Consider the following 19,924-nt stretch of genomic DNA (forward strand, 5'->3'; position numbering starts at 1 on the left):
CCATGAAACCGCTATTTCCTCCCCTGAGAGATGAGAGCCTTTTGTCTTGGGTCAATCGATTTGCTTTGTTTCACTGTGGGGTTTCCGCAGAAGAGTTTTGCAGGGTGATCGGCTTGCCGCAGCAGGAACTGATTATTGGCCGGCAGCACGCGTTTTCCAAACTTGCGGTAGTTTTTGGTGTTCCTGTGGAACAGCTAAGAGCGCGATCTCATTATCCAGTGTCCAGTCGCGTCTACGGTTATCGCAGCGAGAACTTCTTTCAGGAATTTCTCTTAAGAAACAGGCAAACTTTCTGCCCGGCTTGCTTACTTTCGGACATTGAGACCAACCGAGACGGATTGAGAGTTGGCGCAGCGCGCATCAATTGGACATTTAGCCCGGTTCGAACCTGTCGATATCACAACGTGCCGTTGGTTCGAGCGCGTAAGGCAACAAGCAATGGTTCGAAGATCGACACTTCGTACTTGAAACCTGACATTCCGAAGCTTGAGGACATCCTAGCGCACTCAAAAACTCGAAGACCCTCTGAACTTCAAGGTTATGTGGAGAAACGGTTGGATGGTCATAAGGTATCGAGCTGGATGGATAGCCAGCCGATTGACCTAGCAAGCCGTTCTACCGAGATGCTTGGGGCATGCTTAGAGTTTGGGGCTCATGCCGCGCTTTCGAAGCTAAACGAAGACAATTGGGATCAGGCCGCTAAGGTAGGTTATGAGTTCACATCGAAGGGCGAGGAGGGAATTCGAGAAGCCCTGAGATATCTATTGAGTAACTCGGAAAGAAGCCAATCACAGTCCGGGCCGCAGGGAACATTCGGAGGGCTTTTTCACTGGGCCCAGGCCGACCGTGGTGTAAAACACATCGGACCCTTCAAAGAGGTTTTTCGGGAGTTCATTTTGGACAACGTCCGAGTAGAGCCGGGTACCTTGCTATTTGGCTCAGTGGTAGATCAAGCGAGGGTTCACTCAGTAGCGTCGCTAGCCAGAAAGTATGCTTTGCATCCGAAAACGGTTAGGAGTGCTTTGACAAAATCCGGACTACTTCGCGGCTCAAACGACCACGATTCAATGCGTCAAACCGCTCGCGTCCAGCAATCTGAGAAATTGATCAAAAAATTGGTCCGAGCTGTGCCTGTATCTAAGATTCCAGATTACATCGAGTGCACGAGGGCGCAGGCGCAGCACCTGTTAAAAGCAGGGATTCTTAAGCCGGTTGTAGATGATGAAAAGAAATTCAGCGGCCGCCACAAAGGTGTGGATTCCGATGATCTCGACCGCCTATTGAAACAGATGCGTCAAAATGGAAAGCCTGTCGTGAATGCTGGTTTGGGAATGGCGAATGTTGGAGACGCCGCCAACGCTCTTCATGTTCCAACAACAGACATCGTCTCGTTGCTTTTGAAGGGTGGGCTCGAAAACGTCGAGCTTCTTCCTGAACTTTTCAAGTTTCGTTCGGTTCTCGTTGACTTGACTGAGGTATCGTTCAAGCTTGGTATGCAAGATGGCAAGACTGGGGTGACGATTTCCGATTCCGCCCGAGAACTTGGCGTTCACTTGGATGTTGTCCGGTTTTTATTGAGCGCCAACGCTGATTCTGGCTGCCGTGCGCTAGAAAGCTGTGGTCGGTACCGTCACATGGGCAAGATGTGCGATCTGGTAGATCCGCGCAGTCTCGACAAATTTAAGAGCCGCTTTCGAAAGCTGTCGCAGATCGAAGGATATTGGGTGAGAGATCCGGAACGACTCAGATCAAAGTTGGCTGAAAGAGGAATCAGACCAGCGTGGGATCCGGCTATCGCTGGCGCAGAGTTTTACCGGGTCTCCGACCTCTAGGTAGAACAAAACTTCAAAAAAAGCCGCTCAAACGAGCGGCTTTTTTTGTGTCTGGCGACTTTTTGCTGGGTGCCAATGACCTTGTTTTTTGGGTAAACATGCCGCCGTTCTTGACGTTGGCTTCAAGATGGGCGTTGAAAACTAGGATGAATTTATTCGACTTTGGGTCTCAATTGCTTGGTGCATCAGCTGTGAAAACCAGAAACAGCCTGCAATTTAACCTGCTAAAACTGCAACTTTGAACACCAGAACTTTGCCATCGCGTTTCGAGGCGCTGGCTTTTCTTGATTTGGATTGTGTAGAGAGAGTTGTCAGCGCTTTAGCACGCTCCCGATAAAGTTGGGGGGTGCCAAACCGCATTGGTCCGCTTGGACCAATCAAAGCTTCGTTTGCCTGATTGTGGTCTTCTGGCCAAGAAGTGAAATAAAGCAGTTGCCAAATTGAGAATACCCACGAAGATTGCAGAGAGTATGTGTTTGCAGGCGATTGATAAGTTTCAGAGATGGGCGGGGCCAGATGAGGCTATCCAGCCGAGAAATGCTTCTACAAGTTGAAGAATGCCAGCTGAGTTGCAACACGCTGCGACGTGCCCGCCGAAAGCTCTTCTGCTTCGTCGATTTCGCATCAACCCGTCTCTGGCTCAGCCATTAGTCAACATGACCTAATTGATGTGAGGGATGGCTAAGGAGTAAACCCTTTCGGCACACCGAATATCGGCGAGTCCACGCTGCGACCTGTCAACGAATTCAGAAAAGCAATCAGGTTTTCTATTTCTAATTCCGTGAGTTGGATCGGATCGATATCAATTTTCTTGCGTTGACGTGCCATTTCATATTGGTCCTGCCAAACTAGGAAATCCGTTTTTTGCAACCATGGCACCTCGGGTAAGGCAGCCATTTGAGGGGTCCATTTGTTCAGGCTGGTCTGCGGATCCAAATGATGGCGAATGACGCTTTCAAGATCAGGGAAGGCGCCATTGTGACCGTACGGTGCGGTCAGGGCAACGTTACGGAGCATCGGGGTGCGGAACCTGTAGGCATCCTCAAGGCGGTCGCTTTCACCCATGCGGCCCACATCCCGGACGAAGGGATCCCACTGCCGGGTGCGACCCGGCCCAAAGGGTGGCAAACCCAATGCATGGAACGTCTGATCTGACATGAGCGGACCGGTGTGGCAGGCGGAGCAGCGAGCTTTGCCGTAGAACAGCCTCATCCCCTCGATTTGCGCCGGTGAAAGGGCATTCATGTCGCCCGCAAGATAGTGGTCAAACGGGCTGTCGGTGCTGCGCCACTCGATCGCCATGAAAGCGGCCAGAGCGTTGGCGACTTGCGTGATCGTGATGTCCTCGGTCGTCTCGACCTCATCAAAGGCGGCGACCATGGCCGGACCATAGCGCAGATCGGTGCGGACGCGTTTCGCCAGAATGGGCCAGCCCTTGTCGATACGATCATGCACCGCGCCTGTGACTTCATTTTCAGCCACATTGCCCGCCATCTCGAATTGTGAGGTCAGGGGGAACAGAGCCTGTGCCGCCAGCAGGGAGTTCAGGCCTTCGGGCAGCCACTCCTGCGCCGGGGAATTGAAGCCGTTGCCGTAGACGTCGGAAATGCTCAGCCTGCCGTCGTGAAAGACGGTGTGTATGTCCTTGGCCCCAAGATTCCACAGGCCCGGAGAGTTGCGAGGGATGCGTTTGAGTATTCTGTCGGCCCCGGTGCCGGGTGTGCGGTCCGGCCCCAACCCCTTCCCCCCTTCTCCTATGCCCAGAGACAACCCGTCCGAAGTGCCGAAATCCGGGTGGTGACAATGGGCGCAGGCGATGTTGCGGTTGCCTGACAGGATCGGGTCGTAAAACAGTTGATGACCGATGGCGGCCTGTTCCATATCAAAGGGGATAAAGTCATCATCGGTCAGCGGGCGCGGCAAATCCTGTGCCACAGCGGCCCCGACCCAGAAGAAGGCAACCATCCCATGCGCCAGCTTGTTCTTGCCCTTTGCGTATTTGCGTCTCCGGCTCTGGCTGAACTGGAACAAGCCCGCGATTTGATGGAAGCCGGTCAGTTTGCTGCCGCGCGCGAGGAACTTCTTCCAGCCGCGCGCTCGGGCAACGCCGAGGCTGAAGAGTTGATCGGCGTGATGTACGGGCTGGGTTTGGGAGTCGAGCAGGATTACGAACGGGCTTTTGAATGGTATCTGCGGGCCTCGATGAAGGGGCATCCGGGGGCGCAGTCGGGCGTTGGCTGGTATTACGAATTGGGTCTGGGCATGCCCGCGCCCGATCTGGTGCGTGCGTATATGTGGTACACTCTCAGCGCCATTGGCGGCGACCCCGACGCGGCGATCAGCCTTGAGGAAGTGGTCAAGAAAATGTCGCCGGAGCAGATCGAAAAGGCGCATGTTCTGGTCAACGACTACAAAGGGTGGATGTACCCGTTTCGGTGAGGGCCAGGCCGCAAAGCCCGGCCCAACCGTTCACTTCAGATCCGCATCGCGAGCGGCGTTGACGTCCGCCTCAGCCGCCGCGACCGCCTCGGTCAGTGCAGCAAATATCTCATCGCCACGCGCAACGTTGGACTGGAACCAATCATAGACTGGCGTTGCGGCCTCTTTGAACGCAGCCTTCTGATCGGGTGTCAGCACATAGAGGTCTCCGCCACCGGCCACGAAATCCTCATAGGCTTGGATCGACTTGCGCTTGGGGGAGGCGAAAGTGGCCTGTTGCAGGGCATAGAACCCGTCGACCACGACGCGGCGCAGATCCTCGGGCATCTCCTGGAACTTGGCGTTGTTCATCCACCACAATGCGCCCATGTAGGCGTGTCCGTCCAGCGTTACGTATTGCAGGCCCGCATCCGGGAATTTCATGCCCATGATGTCGGTGATGCCGTTCTTGGATCCTTCAACGACACCGGTCTGGAAGCTGGTGAACAGTTCCGGCCACGGGATCGGGGTGGGCGACGCACCCAGCGCCTTGACCAGTTCCTGCGGCAGGTCGGCGACGACGGTGCGGATTTTCAGGCCCTCCATATCCGCAGGCTCGGCAATGCGGCGCTGTGTGTTGGCAAAGTTGCGCCAGCCGCCAGTGTTGCCGATCGTCATCAGACGGATCGCACCGCCGGAATCCTCGAGTGCCATTTCGCGCATTGTGCGGGTGAAATCACCAGACAAAACACGCTCGGCCACGCGGTCATCGGCCATCAGGTATGGCAGGTCGAGAACCTGAACGTAAGGGAAGATGCCAGATGCACCGCCCGAGGTAGAGATGTAGATGTCGATGGTGCCATCAGCAACGCCCTGCAGGCATTCCGCACCGTTTGAACACAGCTGTGTCCCGATAAACAGTTCGACCTCGATCGCGCCGTTCGAGGCAGATTCGACATAGTTCTTGAAGACGATCAGCCCGTCATAATCCTCATCGTTTTCGTTCGAATTTGCGGTTGCGCGCAGCGTATAATCGGCGGCTGTCGCGGCCATGGTGGACGCCGCCACCAGCGATGTGGCCACCGTTGCGGTTTTGATGAATTCTCTGAGCATGCGTTTCCTCCCTGTGGAACTCAGTTAGTTGGCAAATCCCGTTATCCTCGGGATCGTCATGGATAGTGCGGGTATGTAGGTGATCAGGAAAATCACGATGATTTCGACCGCCAGGAACGGCAGGATCGCTTTGGCGATGGTTTCAACCCGTTCGCGCGATACGGCGGCGGCCACGAACAGCACCAAACCCATTGGCGGGGTTGCGAGGCCTACTGTCAGGTTGACGCTCATGATGATGGCAAAATGGATCGGGTCGACGCCGAGGCTGGTGAAGATCGGGCCAAGGATTGGTCCAAGGATGATGATCGCAGGGCCTGCGTCCAGGAACATGCCAACGATGAACAGCAGCAGGTTGATCAGGAACAAAAGGATCAGCGGGTTTTCCGACAGGCTGAGGATCAGCGAGGCCAGTTGTTCCGGCGCATGGCTGAGGCTGACGACCGTCTTGAACGCCATCGCAGCACCAACCAGCAGCAGAACAACGGCTGAAGTCATGCCTGCATTGCTGAGCACCTCGGGGACCTCTTTCCATGTCAATGTCCGCAGGATGAAGAACCCGATGATGAAGGCATAGCCCACGGCGACTGCCGCAGCCTCGGTCGGTGTGAAGATACCACCCAGAATACCGCCCAGAATGATGACCGGTGTCATCAATGGGAAAAAGGCCTTCAAACTGGCCTGACGCCGCTCGGGCCATGTGTATTTGCGGCTGGCGACGGGGAAGTCATAGCGGTCGGCCATCAGTTTGATCATCAGCATCAGACCGACACCGACCATCACGCCCGGAACGATCCCCGCCAGAAACAACGCGGCCACGCTTTCGCCCATCACATAGGCATAGATGATCATGATGCCCGAGGGCGGAATGATCGGCCCGATCACCGAACTCGCCGCCGTGATCGCGGCGGCGAATTTGCGGGTATAGCCCTGTTTCTCCATCGCCGGGATCAGCATCGACCCAAGCGCCGAGGTGTCCGCCACTGCGGACCCCGAGAGGCCCGCGAACAGAATCGAACTCAGCACGTTCACATGCGCCAGACCACCGCGCAGATGACCCATCAGGGCCTGCGAAAACTCGACAAGGCGGATGGTGATGCCGCCTCGGTTCATGAGCTCTCCGGCCAGCATGAAGAAGGGGATCGCCATCAGAGGGAAGCTGTCCATACCGTTATAGACATTGCGATACAGCAACGTGATGTCGTTCGTCTGGCCGTTCAGCCACAGCAGGATTCCGGGCGCCGCCAGCAAAGCGAAAAAGACCGGCAGGCCGATCAGCAGGAAAATCAGGAAGGTGGGCAGGAACCAGATCAGCATTTATTCGGCCCCCACTGCCGCATCAGGAATTTCAGGCAACAGGTGGCCGCCGCCCAGCAGAGTGATGAAGGATCGCAGGATCAGCTCGATATTCACCGAGATCAGCAGGATGATCCCCACCAGCAGCGATGTCATCATCCAACTGCGCGGAATGCGATACCATTCGTCGAACCCGAATGAGGTGGGCAGATACAGCGCGGCAGTGGCGAATTTTCCGCCAAAGCCGGTGACCTCGGACCAGCCGATATTGACCGCGACCAGCAGGACGGCGAGCGCGATCAAAAGCAGGAACAGATTCAGCGTCTGGCCGATGATGCGGGGAAGGAGGCGTTCCAGCATGTCAATGGCTACAAAACCGCCGCGCCGAAACGCGGTGGGCGCCATAAGACCGGTCATCCACAGCATGCAGAACCGCGCGGCCTCGTCCGGCCAAGGCAGCGCATTGCCCAGAACGTATCGGAAAAACACCTGGATCAGAATTGCGATCACCATGAGCGCAATCGCAACAACACCAACCGCGCGGCCCAGACGCAGCACGGTTTCGTTCACGAATGCAATCGGTGCAAGCACCGATGCCAGTCCGCCCATGCGGATCCTCCCTTGGTCAGCCGCGGGTGTCCCCCACGGTCATCAAATCGCGCTTAGACTTTCGCGAATTGGCCGAGTTTCCCGGCATAAAAGGTCAGCGCGTCTCCATCCGACATGCTGGCCTTGAGAACCTTTCCAACCACAATAACGTGATCGCCTGCATCGTGATACGCGTGCTGTTCGCATTCGAACCGCGCAAGGCAGTCCTCCAACACCGGCGTCCCATTCTCACAGCGCTCGTGGCTGATGTCCCGCAGTGCAAAGGCGTCTTTCGAGCAGCCGAAGCACAGCTCGGCCTGGTCCGACGACAGCACATGCACGCTGAAATGGCGGGCCTTGTGGAAATAGGGGAAGCGACGCGAGTTGCGGTCTCCGGCCCACATGATCAGCGGTGGGTCAAGCGACAGGGACGAAAAGCTGTTGGCGGTGATGCAGACCGGACCGTCCGCGCTGTCGCAGGTCACGATGGTGACACCTGTTGCAAAGCGGCCGAAGGCGTCGCGCAGGGTACGTGTGTCGTCCTTATGTGGAATGAAGGTGCGAGTCATGTCCTTTGAGATTGCGTTCATCATGGTACCTCATGCCCCAGTGCCGCCTCGTACAGGCGGAACCAGCTTTCGCGATCCAGTTTGACTTTCAATGCGTCCGAGGCGCGTTTGATCCGGTCCAGATTGTTGGTGCCCAGAACCGGCAGGATGTTGGCCGGGTGGGCCAGCAGGAACGCCACTGCGACGGCGGCGCGATCCACGCCAAACCCGGCTGCGATTTCATCGGCGACGACCCCAACCGGCGGGTTTCCGGCCATCAACAGGCCTCCACCCAGCGGCGACCATGCCATCAACGGATGGCCATGCTGTTGGTGAAACGCCAGATCACCGTTGGTGAAAGGGCTGATCTGACCCAGAGAAATTTCGATCTGGTTGGTGACCAACTGCGTTTTCATCGCCGATTGCAGCAACGACCAATCCCACGGGCGGAAGTTTGACACACCCACCGCACCGACCTTTCCACTGGCGACGACCTCATCCAGGGCGGCTCCGGTTTCATGGTGGTCCATCATGGGGTCCGGGCGGTGGATCAACAGCAGATCGATGTGGTCAATCGCCATTTCCGACAGCGACGTCTCGACCGATTTCAGAATGTGGGCGCGCGAGGTGTCGTAGTATTTTACCTTCGCATCCGCGTAACGGCCAACCGGCGCGACGATGTCGCATTTGGTGACGATCTCCATCTTCTGACGCAGGTTTGGATTGGCGCGCAGGGCGGCACCCAGCACGGCCTCGGCCTGGTAGCCGCCATAGATGTCGGCCTGATCGAAGGTGGTGATACCCTGATCCAGACAGGTCTGAATCTTGGCCTCGACATGGGCCGCGGACGTGTCACTGTCATCGCCCAACCGCCACATGCCATAGACAAGGCGGCTCATCTCCAGCGAGTCAGATAGTTTCACACGTTGCATCAGCGGCGTTCTCCGTTGCCCAGCGGTGTGGCCGGGGTCGTTTTGGGAACCCTTCCGTAAGCTTCGGGAAGGGAACAGGTTTTCAGATTCGGCAACACGCGGGCGCCGAAATGGCGGGCTTCGTCCAGATGCGGGTAGCCCGAGAAGATGAAGGCGCGGATGCCCATCTTCTGGTATTCCTCGATCTTCGACATAACCTGATCGGTCGACCCGACCAGCGCCGCCCCACAGCCCGAACGCGCGCGGCCAACACCGGTCCAGAGACCGGGTTCGACATAGCCGTATTCATCCGCCAGATCGCGGTTCCTGGCCTGATGCGCCACCCCCAGCGAGGTCGAATCCAGCGCCCGTTCGCGAATGGCGCGACCGTATTCGTCGTCCAGCTTCGAGACGATGTAGTCCGCGTATTCCTGTGCCTCAGCCTCGGTATCGCGAACGATCATATGGACACGCAACCCGTAATCCAGCGTGCGGTCGTAGTTTTCAGCGACGGCGTGAACGGCCTTCATCCGTTCGGCCAGTTGATCCTTGGTTTCAGGCCACATCAGGTAGACGTCACAATGTTCGCCGCACAGATCCAAAGCAGAGGGAGAATAGCCGCCGAAATAAAGCAGCGGCCCGCCGGTCTGATATGGCTTGGCCGGGTCGGTGGTCAGGCCCGAGAAGTTATAGACCTCGCCTGCATGATTGATCTCATCCTGCGTCCAGGCTTGTTTCAGAATCTCCACCACTTCGCGCGAGCGCTGATAGCGGAACGCGCTGTCGGCCTTCTCACCGGGAAAGTCGGATGAGATGATGTTGACCGTCAACCGCCCCTTCAGCATGTGATCCAGCGTTGCGATGGTGCGGGCCAGCATGATCGGTTGCATCTCGCCACAGCGTACGGCGGCCAGCAGGTTGATCCGGTCGGTGATCGGAGCGCAGCCAGCGACAAAGCTCAGCGTGTCTTGACCGACCTGATAGGAGGACGGGCAGAGGATGTTGCGAAAACCCTGCGCTTCGGCCTCTTTCACAATATTCGAGCAATGCTCCCAACTCGACCGCAGGGCACCGTCGGGAACGCCAAGGAACTGGTAATCATCGGAACACAGCGCAGCGAACCACGAAACTTCGGCCGCATCCAGATCGGGGGATGTGATGGGGACGATGCTCATTTGATTCACGCTCCGTACATCTTTGACTTTCCTCTTGCGTAGCAATCGCTTTGATGTAGATCAATAGTGTATCAATTTTTCCTGCGACCGAGTGAAGCGTCTGCCGTGCCTGCATCCAACCGAAACCCCAATGCCCTGCCGGTATATATTCAGATCGCGGAACTTCTGATCCGTGACATCGCGGCTGGTCGTCTTATTGACGGTGAACGATTGCCGCCCGAGCGCGAGATGGCCGCAGAGCTGAATGTCTCGGTTGGAACGCTGCGAAAATCGCTCTCAGAGCTAGAAAAAAAGGGGATGTTGGAGCGTATCCAGGGCTCGGGCAACTACATACGCGAGACCGGTACGCAAAACAGCGTCTATGCAATGTTCAGGCTGGAACTGCCGAAAGGGGGCGGCCTGCCCCGTGCGGATATCCTGTCGGTTGACCATCTGAAAAAGCCGGTCGATCTGCCGAAATTCGGTGCTTCTGACGCCGGTTCGCGTGTCCGGCGGATGCGCTACCTGAATGATACAATCATCGCTGTCGAAGAAATCTGGCTGGACGAATCAGCGGGCCTAATCGACCAGAGCCTGCTGTCCGACTCGCTCTATCGCTACTATCAGCGCCAGTTGGGCTTTTGGATCGCAAGAGCCGAAGACAGGGTTTCGGTCCGGCCTCTACCGGACTGGACGCCTTCTGACTTCACCAAGCCAGCCGGCCAAGCAGTCGGTTATATCGAGCGGTTCAGCTGGTCGGAAAGCGCCGAACCCGTCGAATTCTCAAAAACTTGGTTCGACCCGGATCGGGCCAACTACGTACAACGTCTGAAGTAAAAGGAATCGCACATGACCCGGACCATCAATTACGGGCTGATTGGATGCGGAATGATGGGGCAAGAGCACCTGCACAATATCGGATTGCTGGAAGGTACCAGTGTGTCTGCGATCTTTGAACCCAATCAGGAGATGGCAAAAGCCGCCAAGGCAATTGCGCCAACTGCAACCATGGTAGGTTCCGTGCAAGAGCTACTGGCGGTAGAGGAACTGGACTGCGTCGTCATTGTCAGCCCGAACCATCTTCATGTGGACCAGATCTGCGAAATCGCTGAGACACGTCCTCTGCCGCTTCTGGTAGAAAAACCATTGTTCACCGACCCGCAAGACGTGCCCCGGCTCGAGCAGTTGCAGCGCGACTACCCCTGCCCGATTTGGGTCGCGATGGAATACCGGTACATGCCCCCTATCGCTGCTTTGATCGGTAAGGCCGAGGCGACAGGTGGGGTGAAAATGCTGTCGATCCGCGAGCATCGTTTTCCCTTCCTCGACAAGGTCGGCCACTGGAACCGGTTCAACCGAAATACTGGCGGTACTTTCGTCGAGAAATGCTGCCACTTCTTCGACCTGATGCGTCTGATATTGCAATCCGATCCGATGCGCATCACGGCAAGCGGCGGGCAGGCGGTGAACCATCTGCACGAAAGTTACGACGGTCAAACCCCGGATATTCTGGATCATGGCTTTGTTCTGGTCGACTTTGCTTCGGGTGCGCGCGCGATGTTGGAACTTTGCATGTTTGCCGAAGGCTCACGCTATCAAGAAGAAATATCGGCCGTCGGACCGGACGCCAAGATCGAGGCGTTTGTTCCTGGACCCGGACGATTCTGGCCCGATCACTTGGGAACTCCGCCGCTGCCGCAGGTGATCCTGAGCCCGCGCAATCCCAAAGGTCCGGTATCAATGGACGTTCCGGTGGACGCCACCCTTTTGGCGGCTGGGGATCACAATGGGTCGACCTACTATCAGCACAAAGGGTTCCTGTCCGTACTTCGTGGCGAAAAGGCGAAGCCGGATGTGAGTTTGAAGGACGGCCTCTGGGCTGTCAGGATGGGGCAAGCGGCGCAACAGGCAATTGAAACCGGTGAAACGGTTTACTTGGCCGACTGATCGAGGCCGGAGTCCCAGGTGCGTTTTGCGATCGCTAAAAGACCCCTTAGACTGTTGCTGGCAATGTCTTTCATCGTATGACTAGGACCACGATCGCTTGATTGGTTTAAGAGGGTAAAGCTCGCTGAAACTTCAATCTGCAGCGCGCTGTGTTTATGCAGAACGCGGCGGTTCTGGAATGTCTGGTCTTTGCTTTTCTGTCTGGTCAAGCGCGTCACGGGGTTCTGAGCTTAGTCACTGTCGAAGATTCGCATTCTAAACTAAGTTGAGTTACAGATTATTGTGCCAACTCAAGTGCCGACAGGTAAAAAGGAACACATAAACTAAATAACATCAGTATCTTATGCGTTTTCTAATGAAACTTCTCTTACTGCTTTGTATTCTGGCCACCTTTTTGGTGACCTTTAGACCTTTGCAAGCTTGCTCAGTCTGCGTGACTTTGCCTGAGGCTTCGTCGGCTGATCACATTATTTCCGCGGACATTATCGTTCTGGCTGGTCCCACACCGGACAACCCGTTCCGGTTTTCTCCGGTTCACATTCTGAGAGGGACAGAACAGAAAATCTCAACGCTGCCGGAAATACCGTTTCTGATCGACAGCAAGACCCGCGCAGCTTTCCGGTCCAATCCAGAAAAGACGGTTCTCTTCACCTATGGCGCAACCGACAAGGATGGTGCAGGGCGTAGCATTTCACGAAGCTGGAAGCGCCTATTCATGATGACGCCAGACAGATCTCGGTTTGTTGAGGATTTAATAGCTGTTGGAGGATCGTGGGCGTACGGCGACAATGACGGCTCGGAGCGTGTTATGTTCTTTGCGGGCTATCTAAGCCACGAAGATCATGTGCTGAGAAACATCGCTATGGTTGAAATCTACCGTGCCCCATATGAATTTGTTCATCCACTTCGGAACACGATGCCTACTGAGCAGCTCCTGCAAGAATTTCGTAGTCTAAACAGGATCAGTTACATACCCGTCGCGGTGCGTCTGCTTGGCTTGCAATCTGATGAACAGGCAGCCTCTGTTGTGCGTTCGCGATTTGAACAGGTTTTGAAAAGCAATGGTCAAAACCTTTATGAATGGGCTCTCGCAGGTATCGAAATCGACGGCGCCCTTGCAGTTACTGCGATTGAGCGAGCACTGCAGCGCCCCGGCTGGCAACCGCCCGAAAAGCAATCCCTGATCCGGGCTTTGACCGAAGGCGGCACGGTTTTGCCTGAACTTCGCGCTCAGATTATTGGCATTTTCGCGAGTGAACTCGAAAAGGACCGTAATCTAGCGCCGCGGATCGCAGTTGCCATGCGGAACTGGGGCGAGACCGCCCTGAATCACCAATTTCAAGCGCTTATCGTGAGGGGCGAAATTGATCCCGCGACACAATTTGTTCTCGGAACAATAATCGGCGCGGGGCAGGTCACCGATTGAAAGTGAGCTGTGCGCTGTTCTTTGGCACAAGTAATGCGAAATGGATCTCGATCGCCCGTTTTCAGAGTTTTTTTGGCGTTGGTCTCTTTGTAACGCAGGCTCTGGTTCGGTTTACGTTTAAGTAAAAGTGGCAGCGGCTTTGTTCTGAAACCTACGGTTTCTGATTGTTTGCTTCTTGATCTCCACTCTTATGTTCAGGATTTTGGCGTCTCGGCCATGATAGACGTCGGCGGGTGTCAAGTTGGCCGGGCTCTCCGGGTAACAGTAGTTGTTGTTGTGATCGACAAAGGTGCCGATCTGTCGCTCAAAACCTTTGGGTAAGAAGTAAATTTCCAAGAGAACCCAGTTCTTCAAGGTTTGGTACCAACGCTCGAACTGGAGTGGGGTTTGTGGGTGGTGTGGCGCATCGCCAACGTGATCCGAGACAGTTCGCCAGATCACCCGCGGCGTATGTCGAGCCGTTTTCGCTGAGCAGCCTTGGCTCGTGTGCGACCATGACGTGATCTCAGCCCGAGGTCTCAGGGGAGGTCACCTGCCGAGCGGTGTCGCCCGCAAGACGGGCTCTCCCGGCTTCCGGGAACTCCTTCGACCAGAATAAAAAAGCTTTCGGTTATGCCCTCGCGGAGACACAGCGCCGCAATGCTATCCTCATCGCGCAGACCGACCGGGACATTGCCGACATTCTATTCGGCCCAGTAATGTTTGCGGGTCTTGCGTTTGATGTTCCTGACCAGCTTTTAAATTTGCGTCTTTCTAAGTTCCGGATTTCTTGTTCGTCTTAGCTTGCTAATAGGTTCAATGAACTCGAACTCCTCCGTTACACAGATACCCAAATCTACCAGGTGGGTGCTGAAGTCAGACAGCCGAAAATGGAAGATCCTTCGTCGCAGTTCGAGGCGAAAGATAAGCTTGTGTCGCTGCAATGCACGTTGCGCTTCGCGCCTGATTCAGCCTTGAGTTGGTCGTCAATTTTACTTGTCTGGCCGCACTGTCTACCGTTGAGAATGAACAGAAGGGAGTTGGCGACATGGTCGAGGGCGGCGGGCCGGACAGAACAACCGAACTGAGAATCGCTGTAACACCATTTTTCAACCTGGCGGCCACGATGTCATTTATCGATCCCTTTCGTGCCGCCAACTATCTCGAGGGAACAACACTGTTCCGATGGCAACTTGTGTCCGAGGCGGGCGGAATGGTGACGGCCAGCAATGGCGTTGAAGTCAACACTGCCAGGTTCTCGGAGGCGGGAATGAACAAAGCGGACATGCTTTTCGTCTCGTCAAGTTGGGAGCCGGAGCGCCATGTTTCTGCAGCATTGCGCGCGAACCTCAGAAATGCCGCGAAACGTCAGGCAATCTTGGGCGGGCTAGATACAGGTGCCTTTATTCTGGCCCATGCCGGGTTGCTGGAAAACTATACGGCAACAGTTCATTACGAACATATAGATGCGTTTCAAGAATTGTTCCCCAAGACGGGCATCAGTGAAGCGCTTTGGGTTATTGATCGCCGTCGTGTGACTTGCAGTGGGGGTGCGGCTTCGCTCGATCTTGCCCTGCATCTGATCCAGCAGTCTCATGGTAGCGCTCTTGCAAATGCCGCTGCACGCTATGTGTTTGCCCCCCCGATACGCGCCCACGGGGCATTGCAGTACCCCGAGAATACCGAGCCTTTGGGCAACTCCGTTCCAACAAATGTGCGTGCCGCAATTCGTGTCATGGAGGCAAACCTTGAAACGCCACTCTCCATTGCGGATGTTTGCAGGCATGTCGGGTTATCACATAGGCAACTTGATCGGCTCTTTGCGCAATGCGTGCGAAAAACACCAGCACTTTACTACCGCGATATCCGCCTCGACCGGGCCCGCGGCCTGGTGACTCAAACTGACCTGACCATGTCGGAGATTGCCTTTGCGAGCGGATTTTCAAGCCAGGTCCACTTTAGTCGGGCCTACAAGGACCGCTTCGGTCTCCCGCCGAGCAAGGATCGTGTGCAGGGACGCATTCCATTCGAGTTCCGAGCATGGCCAATGCACCGCGCACCAAAGCCTAAGGCGAAAAAAGTTAAGTAGTCGGCGATTCATGGTAAGTCTTGTGGTTTGATCCGCGAAATGCTGGTGCAGTGAGTTCCTGATTCCAGTCGTGAGGACAGCCATGACGCAGTTTCCAGATCAAAACGCGTTCGAAGCAATAAAGTCTGGCTTCGACCCAGATCCAAATCGTGCGCTTTCGTTGCGCAAAGAGGCTTACATTGACGCAAACTGGTTTGAGGTCGACCGTACGGAGATCCTTGCCAAGTCTTGGCAATGGGTTTGTCACGTCGAAAAGCTGCGTACGCCGGGGTCATACGTCGCCACACATATCGCGGGGCACCCAATCGCTGTCGTCAGGGATAGGGAAGGGGTCTTGCACGCCTTCTACAACGTCTGCAAACACCGCGCCCATGAGCTGTTGAGTGGCGAAGGCGAGACGACCCGTATCATGTGTCCCTACCATGCTTGGGTCTACAAGCTTGACGGTAAACTTGTCCGCGCACCTGAAACAGACCACCTGGAGGCCTTCACGCCACGCGATATCTGCCTGGATGCTGTTCAAGTGGAAGAATTTGCCGGTTTCGTTTTCGTCAACCTCGACACGCAAGCTGCCTCGCTGTCGGATCAATCCGGCAATCTGGAGACCGAAATCCGCCACTGGGCCCCTGATATCGAACAACTTACCTTCGGGAAAAGACTGACATACGATATCAAGTCGAACTGGAAGAATGTCGTCGACAATTTCCTTGAATGCTACCATTGCCCGACCGCCCACAAGGACTTTTGTGATCTTGTGGACATGGACACGTACAAGGTCACGACCTACGGTATTTATTCCAGCCACATGGCAGAGGCGGGGCAGAACGCCAATTCCGCCTACGACGTCTCCAACGCGACTGTAAAGACCCATGCGGTCTGGTGGCTTTGGCCCACAACTTGTCTGATGCGATACCCGGGCCGGTCCAGCATGATCGTGTTAAATGTCATTCCGGTCGGACCAGATCGCACGTTGGAGACCTATGACTTTTTTCTTGAGACGCCCGAGCCTGATCCGATGGAAATCGACGCGATGCGCTATCTGGATGAAGTGCTTCAGGTTGAAGACATCAATCTGGTCGAAAGTGTACAGCGAGGAATGAAAACGCCGGCCTTTACGCAAGGTCGAATCGTGTCGGACCCTTCAGGATCCGGCAAATCCGAACATGCCGTTCATCACTTCCACGGTCTGGTACTTGATGCTTACGCAAAGGCCGCTCCATGACGCAGCCGAATATTGTTGTGGTGATGGCCGATCAGTTGGCACCACATTTCATTGGTGCTTATGGGCACAAGGGCGCCAAAACCCCGCACATGGACAAACTCGCGGCACGTGGGATGCGATTTGACGCCGCTTATTGCAACTCGCCGCTCTGTGCGCCGTCGCGATTTGCTTTCATGTCCGGGCAATATGTCAGCCGAATTGCGGCTTATGACAACGCGTCGGAATTCCGTGCAAGCGTGCCTACCTTTGCACACTACCTCAAGGCTCTGGGATATCGCACGTGCCTGTCAGGCAAGATGCACTTCGTCGGACCTGACCAGATGCATGGGTTTCAAGATCGGATTACGACCGATATCTATCCCGCCGATTTCGCTTGGACGCCGGACTGGGAAGCCCATGATGAGCGGATCGACAAGTGGTACCACAACATACAGACCGTCAAGGAAAGCGGTGTGGCAATCGCGACATTCCAAACGGATTACGATGACGAGGTCGAGTTCGCAGCGCGCCGGTGGCTGATCGAGCGCGGACGGGATCACGCAGCCGGCGACGTCTCTCCGTTCTGCTTGGTGGCGAGTTTCATCCATCCTCACGATCCATATGTGGCGAAGCCTGAATTCTGGGACCTCTACGCCGATTATGAAATCGACTTGCCGCAAGGCCTCTCTCTGGAAGAGCACGACCCGTTCTCACGCCGTGTGATGGATGGGATCGAAGCCTCCACTGTGCCGCTTTCGGTTGAAGAAATCCGCCGCGCACGTCGCGCCTATCTGGCAAATGTGAGCTATTTCGACAGTAAAGTCGGCGCAATCGTCAAGGCGCTGGAAAATACGGGTCAGATTGACAACACATTGATCATTGTGACCGCGGATCATGGAGACATGCTGGGTGAACGGGGTCTTTGGTACAAGATGACGTTCTTCGAACACTCTGCCCGTGTGCCCTTAATCTTCGCAGGCCCGGATGTGGCCGAAGGCGCGGCGCCTCACGCGTGCTCTCTCGTAGACCTGCTTCCGACCTTCCTGGAGGTCGCCGGAGGGACACCCGACATGCTGGGCGAGCCTGTTGACGGTCGGTCCCTGATGCCTTTGGCGCGTGGGGAGGATGCACCAGAGGACATTGCCATCGGCGAATACTGCGCAGAGATGACACCTTGGCCTGTCTTCATGATCCGGCGCGGGACACTGAAGTATATTCACTGCGATGTGGATCCACCGCAGCTCTATGACCTGTCTCGGGACCCGGATGAGCGTGTCAACTTGGCGGATGACCCGGCCTACAGTCATGCAGCCGCTGCCTTTGCATGCGAAGTCGCTGAGAGATGGGACAGCGAAAGGCTCCGGGCTGATGTTATGCGCACCCAGAAATCGAGGCGCGCGCTTCATGCCGCGATGGAGGCCGGGGCAAGCGAGCCATGGGATTACAACCCGCCGCGCGACGCCAGTCAGGAATATGTTCGCAATCACATGGATTGGACTGCGGCAGCCGCGCGCTACCGCTTTCCACCGATGGGGGAAACAAACTGATGGATATTCAAGACGGCAAGGTGGCCCTTGTGACGGGCGGACGGGGCGGCATCGGCCGTGCGATCGTGGATCGGCTGACCCGAGAAGGGGCCGTTGTCTACGCAGCCGATCTCAGTGAAAGCGGATCCGTGTCCAACCCAGCAGGGGCCGATAGCCATTTTCTCCGACTTGATGTCACCTCAGAACCCGAGGCCATTGCAGCTATGGAGAGGATAAAGACTGAGCACGGCAAACTCGATATTCTCGTGAACGCTGCGGGCATCGAGATCGAAAAAACAATTGAGGATACAAGCCTTGAAGAATGGAACCGCTCGTTTGCGGTGAACGTGACAGGCACATTCCTGACGTCCAAATATGCGCTACCTTTGATGCGCAAGGCGGCAAAGAGCGGCAGTTCTGCCTCTGTCATTAACTTCGGATCATATGACGGTTTCATCGCAGATCCGGGACTGGCGGCATATTGTGCAACGAAAGGTGCGGTTCATGCCCTGACCCGCGCGATGGCCTGCGATCACGGGCCCGAAGGCATCCGGGTCAACGCGATTTGCCCTGGCTACATCGACACACCAATGCTTCAAAGCTTTTTCACCGGCGACGGCTCGGGTGGCGGCGGCAAGACGATTGACCAGCTTCAGCAAGCTGTGCGCGATGTGCACCCTATGCGCACTTATGGAACGCCAGACGATATCGCAAACCTTGTGAACTGGCTCGCCAGCGATGAGGCCCGATATGCAAGCGGACAGCTTTGGGTGCTGGATGGAGGCCTTAGCGCTCAAGTCCAGCAGATGCGGCTATGAAATGCGCCGTCAACCCCAGGAAGGTCGCCGACAAGGGTGCTTTACTGCCACGCTATGCGCTTGGTGAAACCCCCGAGGTTCACCTGATCTACCGACCCAAAGAGGTGCGTTACCATTTGCGCCGTGTTGTTTCGCAGGAGGCCCCGGAATGCCAAAATCCGTAATCATCACATGCGCACCGACCGGGGGCATCCACACCCCGACAATGAGCCCTCATCTGCCCATTACGCCAACCGAAATCGCAACGGCCAGTATAGAAGCCGCCGAGGCCGGTGCCTCCATTATCCATTTGCATGCCCGCCATCCCGAGACCGGCAAACCCGATCCCAGGCCAGAATTGTTCCAGCAATTTATGCCTGTCATCAAACAATCCACAGATGCCGTGATCAACGTTTCAACCGGCGGTGGGCTTGGCATGTCCATGGACGAACGCATGTTGGCGGCCACGACAACAAGCCCCGAAATGGCATCCCTCAATGTGGGGTCGCTGAATTTCGGAATCTTCCCGATGCTTCAGAAATACACCGAGTTTCAGCATGATTGGGAACGCCCTTTCCTCGAAATGACCGAGGATTTCATCTTTCCCAACACGTTCGGGACAATTCGCTACGCCATCGAAAAGCTTGGGGGTGAACATGGCACACGGTTCGAATTCGAGTGCTACGATCTTGGTCATCTCTACAATGTAAAATGGTTCGTTGATCAGGGTCTGATCAAGCCACCGTTTTTTATTCAGATGGTGTTCGGAATCCTGGGCGGTGTGGGCGCTGATCTCGACAACCTGATGCATATGCACACCATAGCCGACCGGCTGTTCGGGCCGGAGAATTACGAATGGTCGGTGCTGGCTGCGGGGCGCCATCAGATGCCATTTGCGACTCAGGCGACCCTGTTGGGGGGCAACCTTCGAGTGGGGCTCGAAGACAGCCTGTTCATCGGCAAGGGCGAACTGGCGACATCCAATGCCCAGCAGGTCCGGAAAATTCGAGACATCGTGGAAAACCTCGGGCTTGAGGTTGCAACACCTGCCGAAGCCAGAGAGCGGCTCGCGCTCAAGGGCGCGGACCGGGTGAATTTCTGA

General features: G+C 55.9%; 17 protein-coding genes and 1 pseudogene. 10 read left to right on the forward strand and 8 right to left on the reverse strand.

Annotated elements, in window-relative coordinates:
- Positions 1 to 2 precede the first annotated feature (2 nt).
- Positions 3 to 1,832, forward strand: a complete 1,830-nt coding sequence (locus GOW31_RS08975) for a TniQ family protein (RefSeq protein WP_171169422.1) — start codon at positions 3 to 5, stop codon at positions 1,830 to 1,832.
- Between the two features lie 681 nt (positions 1,833 to 2,513).
- On the opposite strand, the gene GOW31_RS08980 is transcribed toward GOW31_RS08975, so the two are convergent.
- Positions 2,514 to 3,797, reverse strand: a complete 1,284-nt coding sequence (locus GOW31_RS08980; RefSeq protein ID WP_171169424.1) for a cytochrome-c peroxidase — start codon at positions 3,795 to 3,797, stop codon at positions 2,514 to 2,516.
- A gap of 3 nt (positions 3,798 to 3,800) precedes the next feature.
- Between GOW31_RS08980 and GOW31_RS08985 the strand changes: the two genes are divergently transcribed.
- Positions 3,801 to 4,271 carry a tetratricopeptide repeat protein gene (locus GOW31_RS08985; RefSeq protein ID WP_171169427.1) on the forward strand — a complete coding sequence of 157 codons (471 nt, stop codon included), beginning with the start codon at positions 3,801 to 3,803 and terminating at the stop codon, positions 4,269 to 4,271.
- Between the two features lie 30 nt (positions 4,272 to 4,301).
- On the opposite strand, the gene dctP is transcribed toward GOW31_RS08985, so the two are convergent.
- From dctP to GOW31_RS09015, 6 genes are read right to left on the reverse strand one after another with little or no spacing between them, the layout of a single operon-like run.
- A complete protein-coding gene (dctP, locus tag GOW31_RS08990) occupies positions 4,302 to 5,363 on the reverse strand; it encodes a TRAP transporter substrate-binding protein DctP (protein ID WP_171169429.1) in 1,062 nt (353 codons plus the stop codon).
- Between the two features lie 24 nt (positions 5,364 to 5,387).
- Positions 5,388 to 6,677, reverse strand: a complete 1,290-nt coding sequence (locus tag GOW31_RS08995; RefSeq protein WP_152460165.1) for a TRAP transporter large permease — start codon at positions 6,675 to 6,677, stop codon at positions 5,388 to 5,390.
- Positions 6,678 to 7,265 (reverse strand): TRAP transporter small permease subunit, encoded by a 588-nt coding sequence (locus tag GOW31_RS09000; RefSeq protein ID WP_171119101.1) that lies wholly within the window; start codon positions 7,263 to 7,265, stop codon positions 6,678 to 6,680.
- Between the two features lie 53 nt (positions 7,266 to 7,318).
- On the reverse strand, positions 7,319 to 7,834 hold the full coding sequence (locus GOW31_RS09005) for a flavin reductase family protein (protein ID WP_371813737.1): 516 nt from the start codon (positions 7,832 to 7,834) through the stop codon (positions 7,319 to 7,321).
- Positions 7,834 to 8,724: an aldo/keto reductase family oxidoreductase gene (locus GOW31_RS09010; RefSeq protein WP_171169433.1), complete on the reverse strand. Its 891-nt coding sequence runs from the start codon at positions 8,722 to 8,724 to the stop codon at positions 7,834 to 7,836. The genes GOW31_RS09005 and GOW31_RS09010 overlap by 1 nt, the downstream gene beginning before the upstream one ends.
- A complete protein-coding gene (locus GOW31_RS09015) occupies positions 8,724 to 9,878 on the reverse strand; it encodes an LLM class flavin-dependent oxidoreductase (RefSeq protein ID WP_171169435.1) in 1,155 nt (384 codons plus the stop codon). Before GOW31_RS09015 ends, GOW31_RS09010 begins: the two co-directional genes overlap by 1 nt.
- 105 nt (positions 9,879 to 9,983) lie before the next feature.
- Between GOW31_RS09015 and GOW31_RS09020 the strand changes: the two genes are divergently transcribed.
- From GOW31_RS09020 to GOW31_RS09030, 3 genes are all read left to right on the forward strand, one after another.
- Positions 9,984 to 10,694: a GntR family transcriptional regulator gene (locus GOW31_RS09020; RefSeq protein WP_171169437.1), complete on the forward strand. Its 711-nt coding sequence runs from the start codon at positions 9,984 to 9,986 to the stop codon at positions 10,692 to 10,694.
- Positions 10,695 to 10,706: 12 nt separating this feature from the next.
- Positions 10,707 to 11,804: a Gfo/Idh/MocA family protein gene (locus GOW31_RS09025; protein ID WP_171169439.1), complete on the forward strand. Its 1,098-nt coding sequence runs from the start codon at positions 10,707 to 10,709 to the stop codon at positions 11,802 to 11,804.
- A 355-nt stretch (positions 11,805 to 12,159) separates the two neighbouring features.
- Positions 12,160 to 13,230 (forward strand): hypothetical protein, encoded by a 1,071-nt coding sequence (locus GOW31_RS09030; RefSeq protein WP_171169441.1) that lies wholly within the window; start codon positions 12,160 to 12,162, stop codon positions 13,228 to 13,230.
- Positions 13,231 to 13,347: 117 nt separating this feature from the next.
- Here the strand turns inward: GOW31_RS09030 and GOW31_RS22260 are convergent.
- Positions 13,348 to 13,964: pseudogene (locus GOW31_RS22260) on the reverse strand (hypothetical protein).
- Between the two features lie 224 nt (positions 13,965 to 14,188).
- Here GOW31_RS22260 and GOW31_RS09035 point away from each other — a divergent pair.
- The 5 genes from GOW31_RS09035 to GOW31_RS09055 all read left to right on the forward strand — a co-directional run bounded on the left by GOW31_RS09035 (position 14,189) and on the right by GOW31_RS09055 (position 19,924).
- Complete coding sequence (locus GOW31_RS09035) at positions 14,189 to 15,298, forward strand: GlxA family transcriptional regulator (RefSeq protein WP_254441677.1); 1,110 nt, start codon at positions 14,189 to 14,191, stop codon at positions 15,296 to 15,298.
- Between the two features lie 82 nt (positions 15,299 to 15,380).
- Complete coding sequence (locus GOW31_RS09040; RefSeq protein ID WP_171169443.1) at positions 15,381 to 16,520, forward strand: SRPBCC family protein; 1,140 nt, start codon at positions 15,381 to 15,383, stop codon at positions 16,518 to 16,520.
- Entirely contained in the window at positions 16,517 to 18,046 is a 1,530-nt protein-coding gene (gene betC, locus GOW31_RS09045; RefSeq protein WP_171169445.1) for a choline-sulfatase, read from the forward strand. The genes GOW31_RS09040 and betC overlap by 4 nt, the downstream gene beginning before the upstream one ends.
- Entirely contained in the window at positions 18,046 to 18,843 is a 798-nt protein-coding gene (locus tag GOW31_RS09050; protein ID WP_152460175.1) for an SDR family NAD(P)-dependent oxidoreductase, read from the forward strand. The genes betC and GOW31_RS09050 overlap by 1 nt, the downstream gene beginning before the upstream one ends.
- 148 nt (positions 18,844 to 18,991) lie before the next feature.
- A complete protein-coding gene (locus GOW31_RS09055; protein WP_171169447.1) occupies positions 18,992 to 19,924 on the forward strand; it encodes a 3-keto-5-aminohexanoate cleavage protein in 933 nt (310 codons plus the stop codon).

The organism is Ruegeria sp. HKCCA0370, assembly GCF_013033705.1.
Lineage (GTDB): Bacteria > Pseudomonadota > Alphaproteobacteria > Rhodobacterales > Rhodobacteraceae > Ruegeria.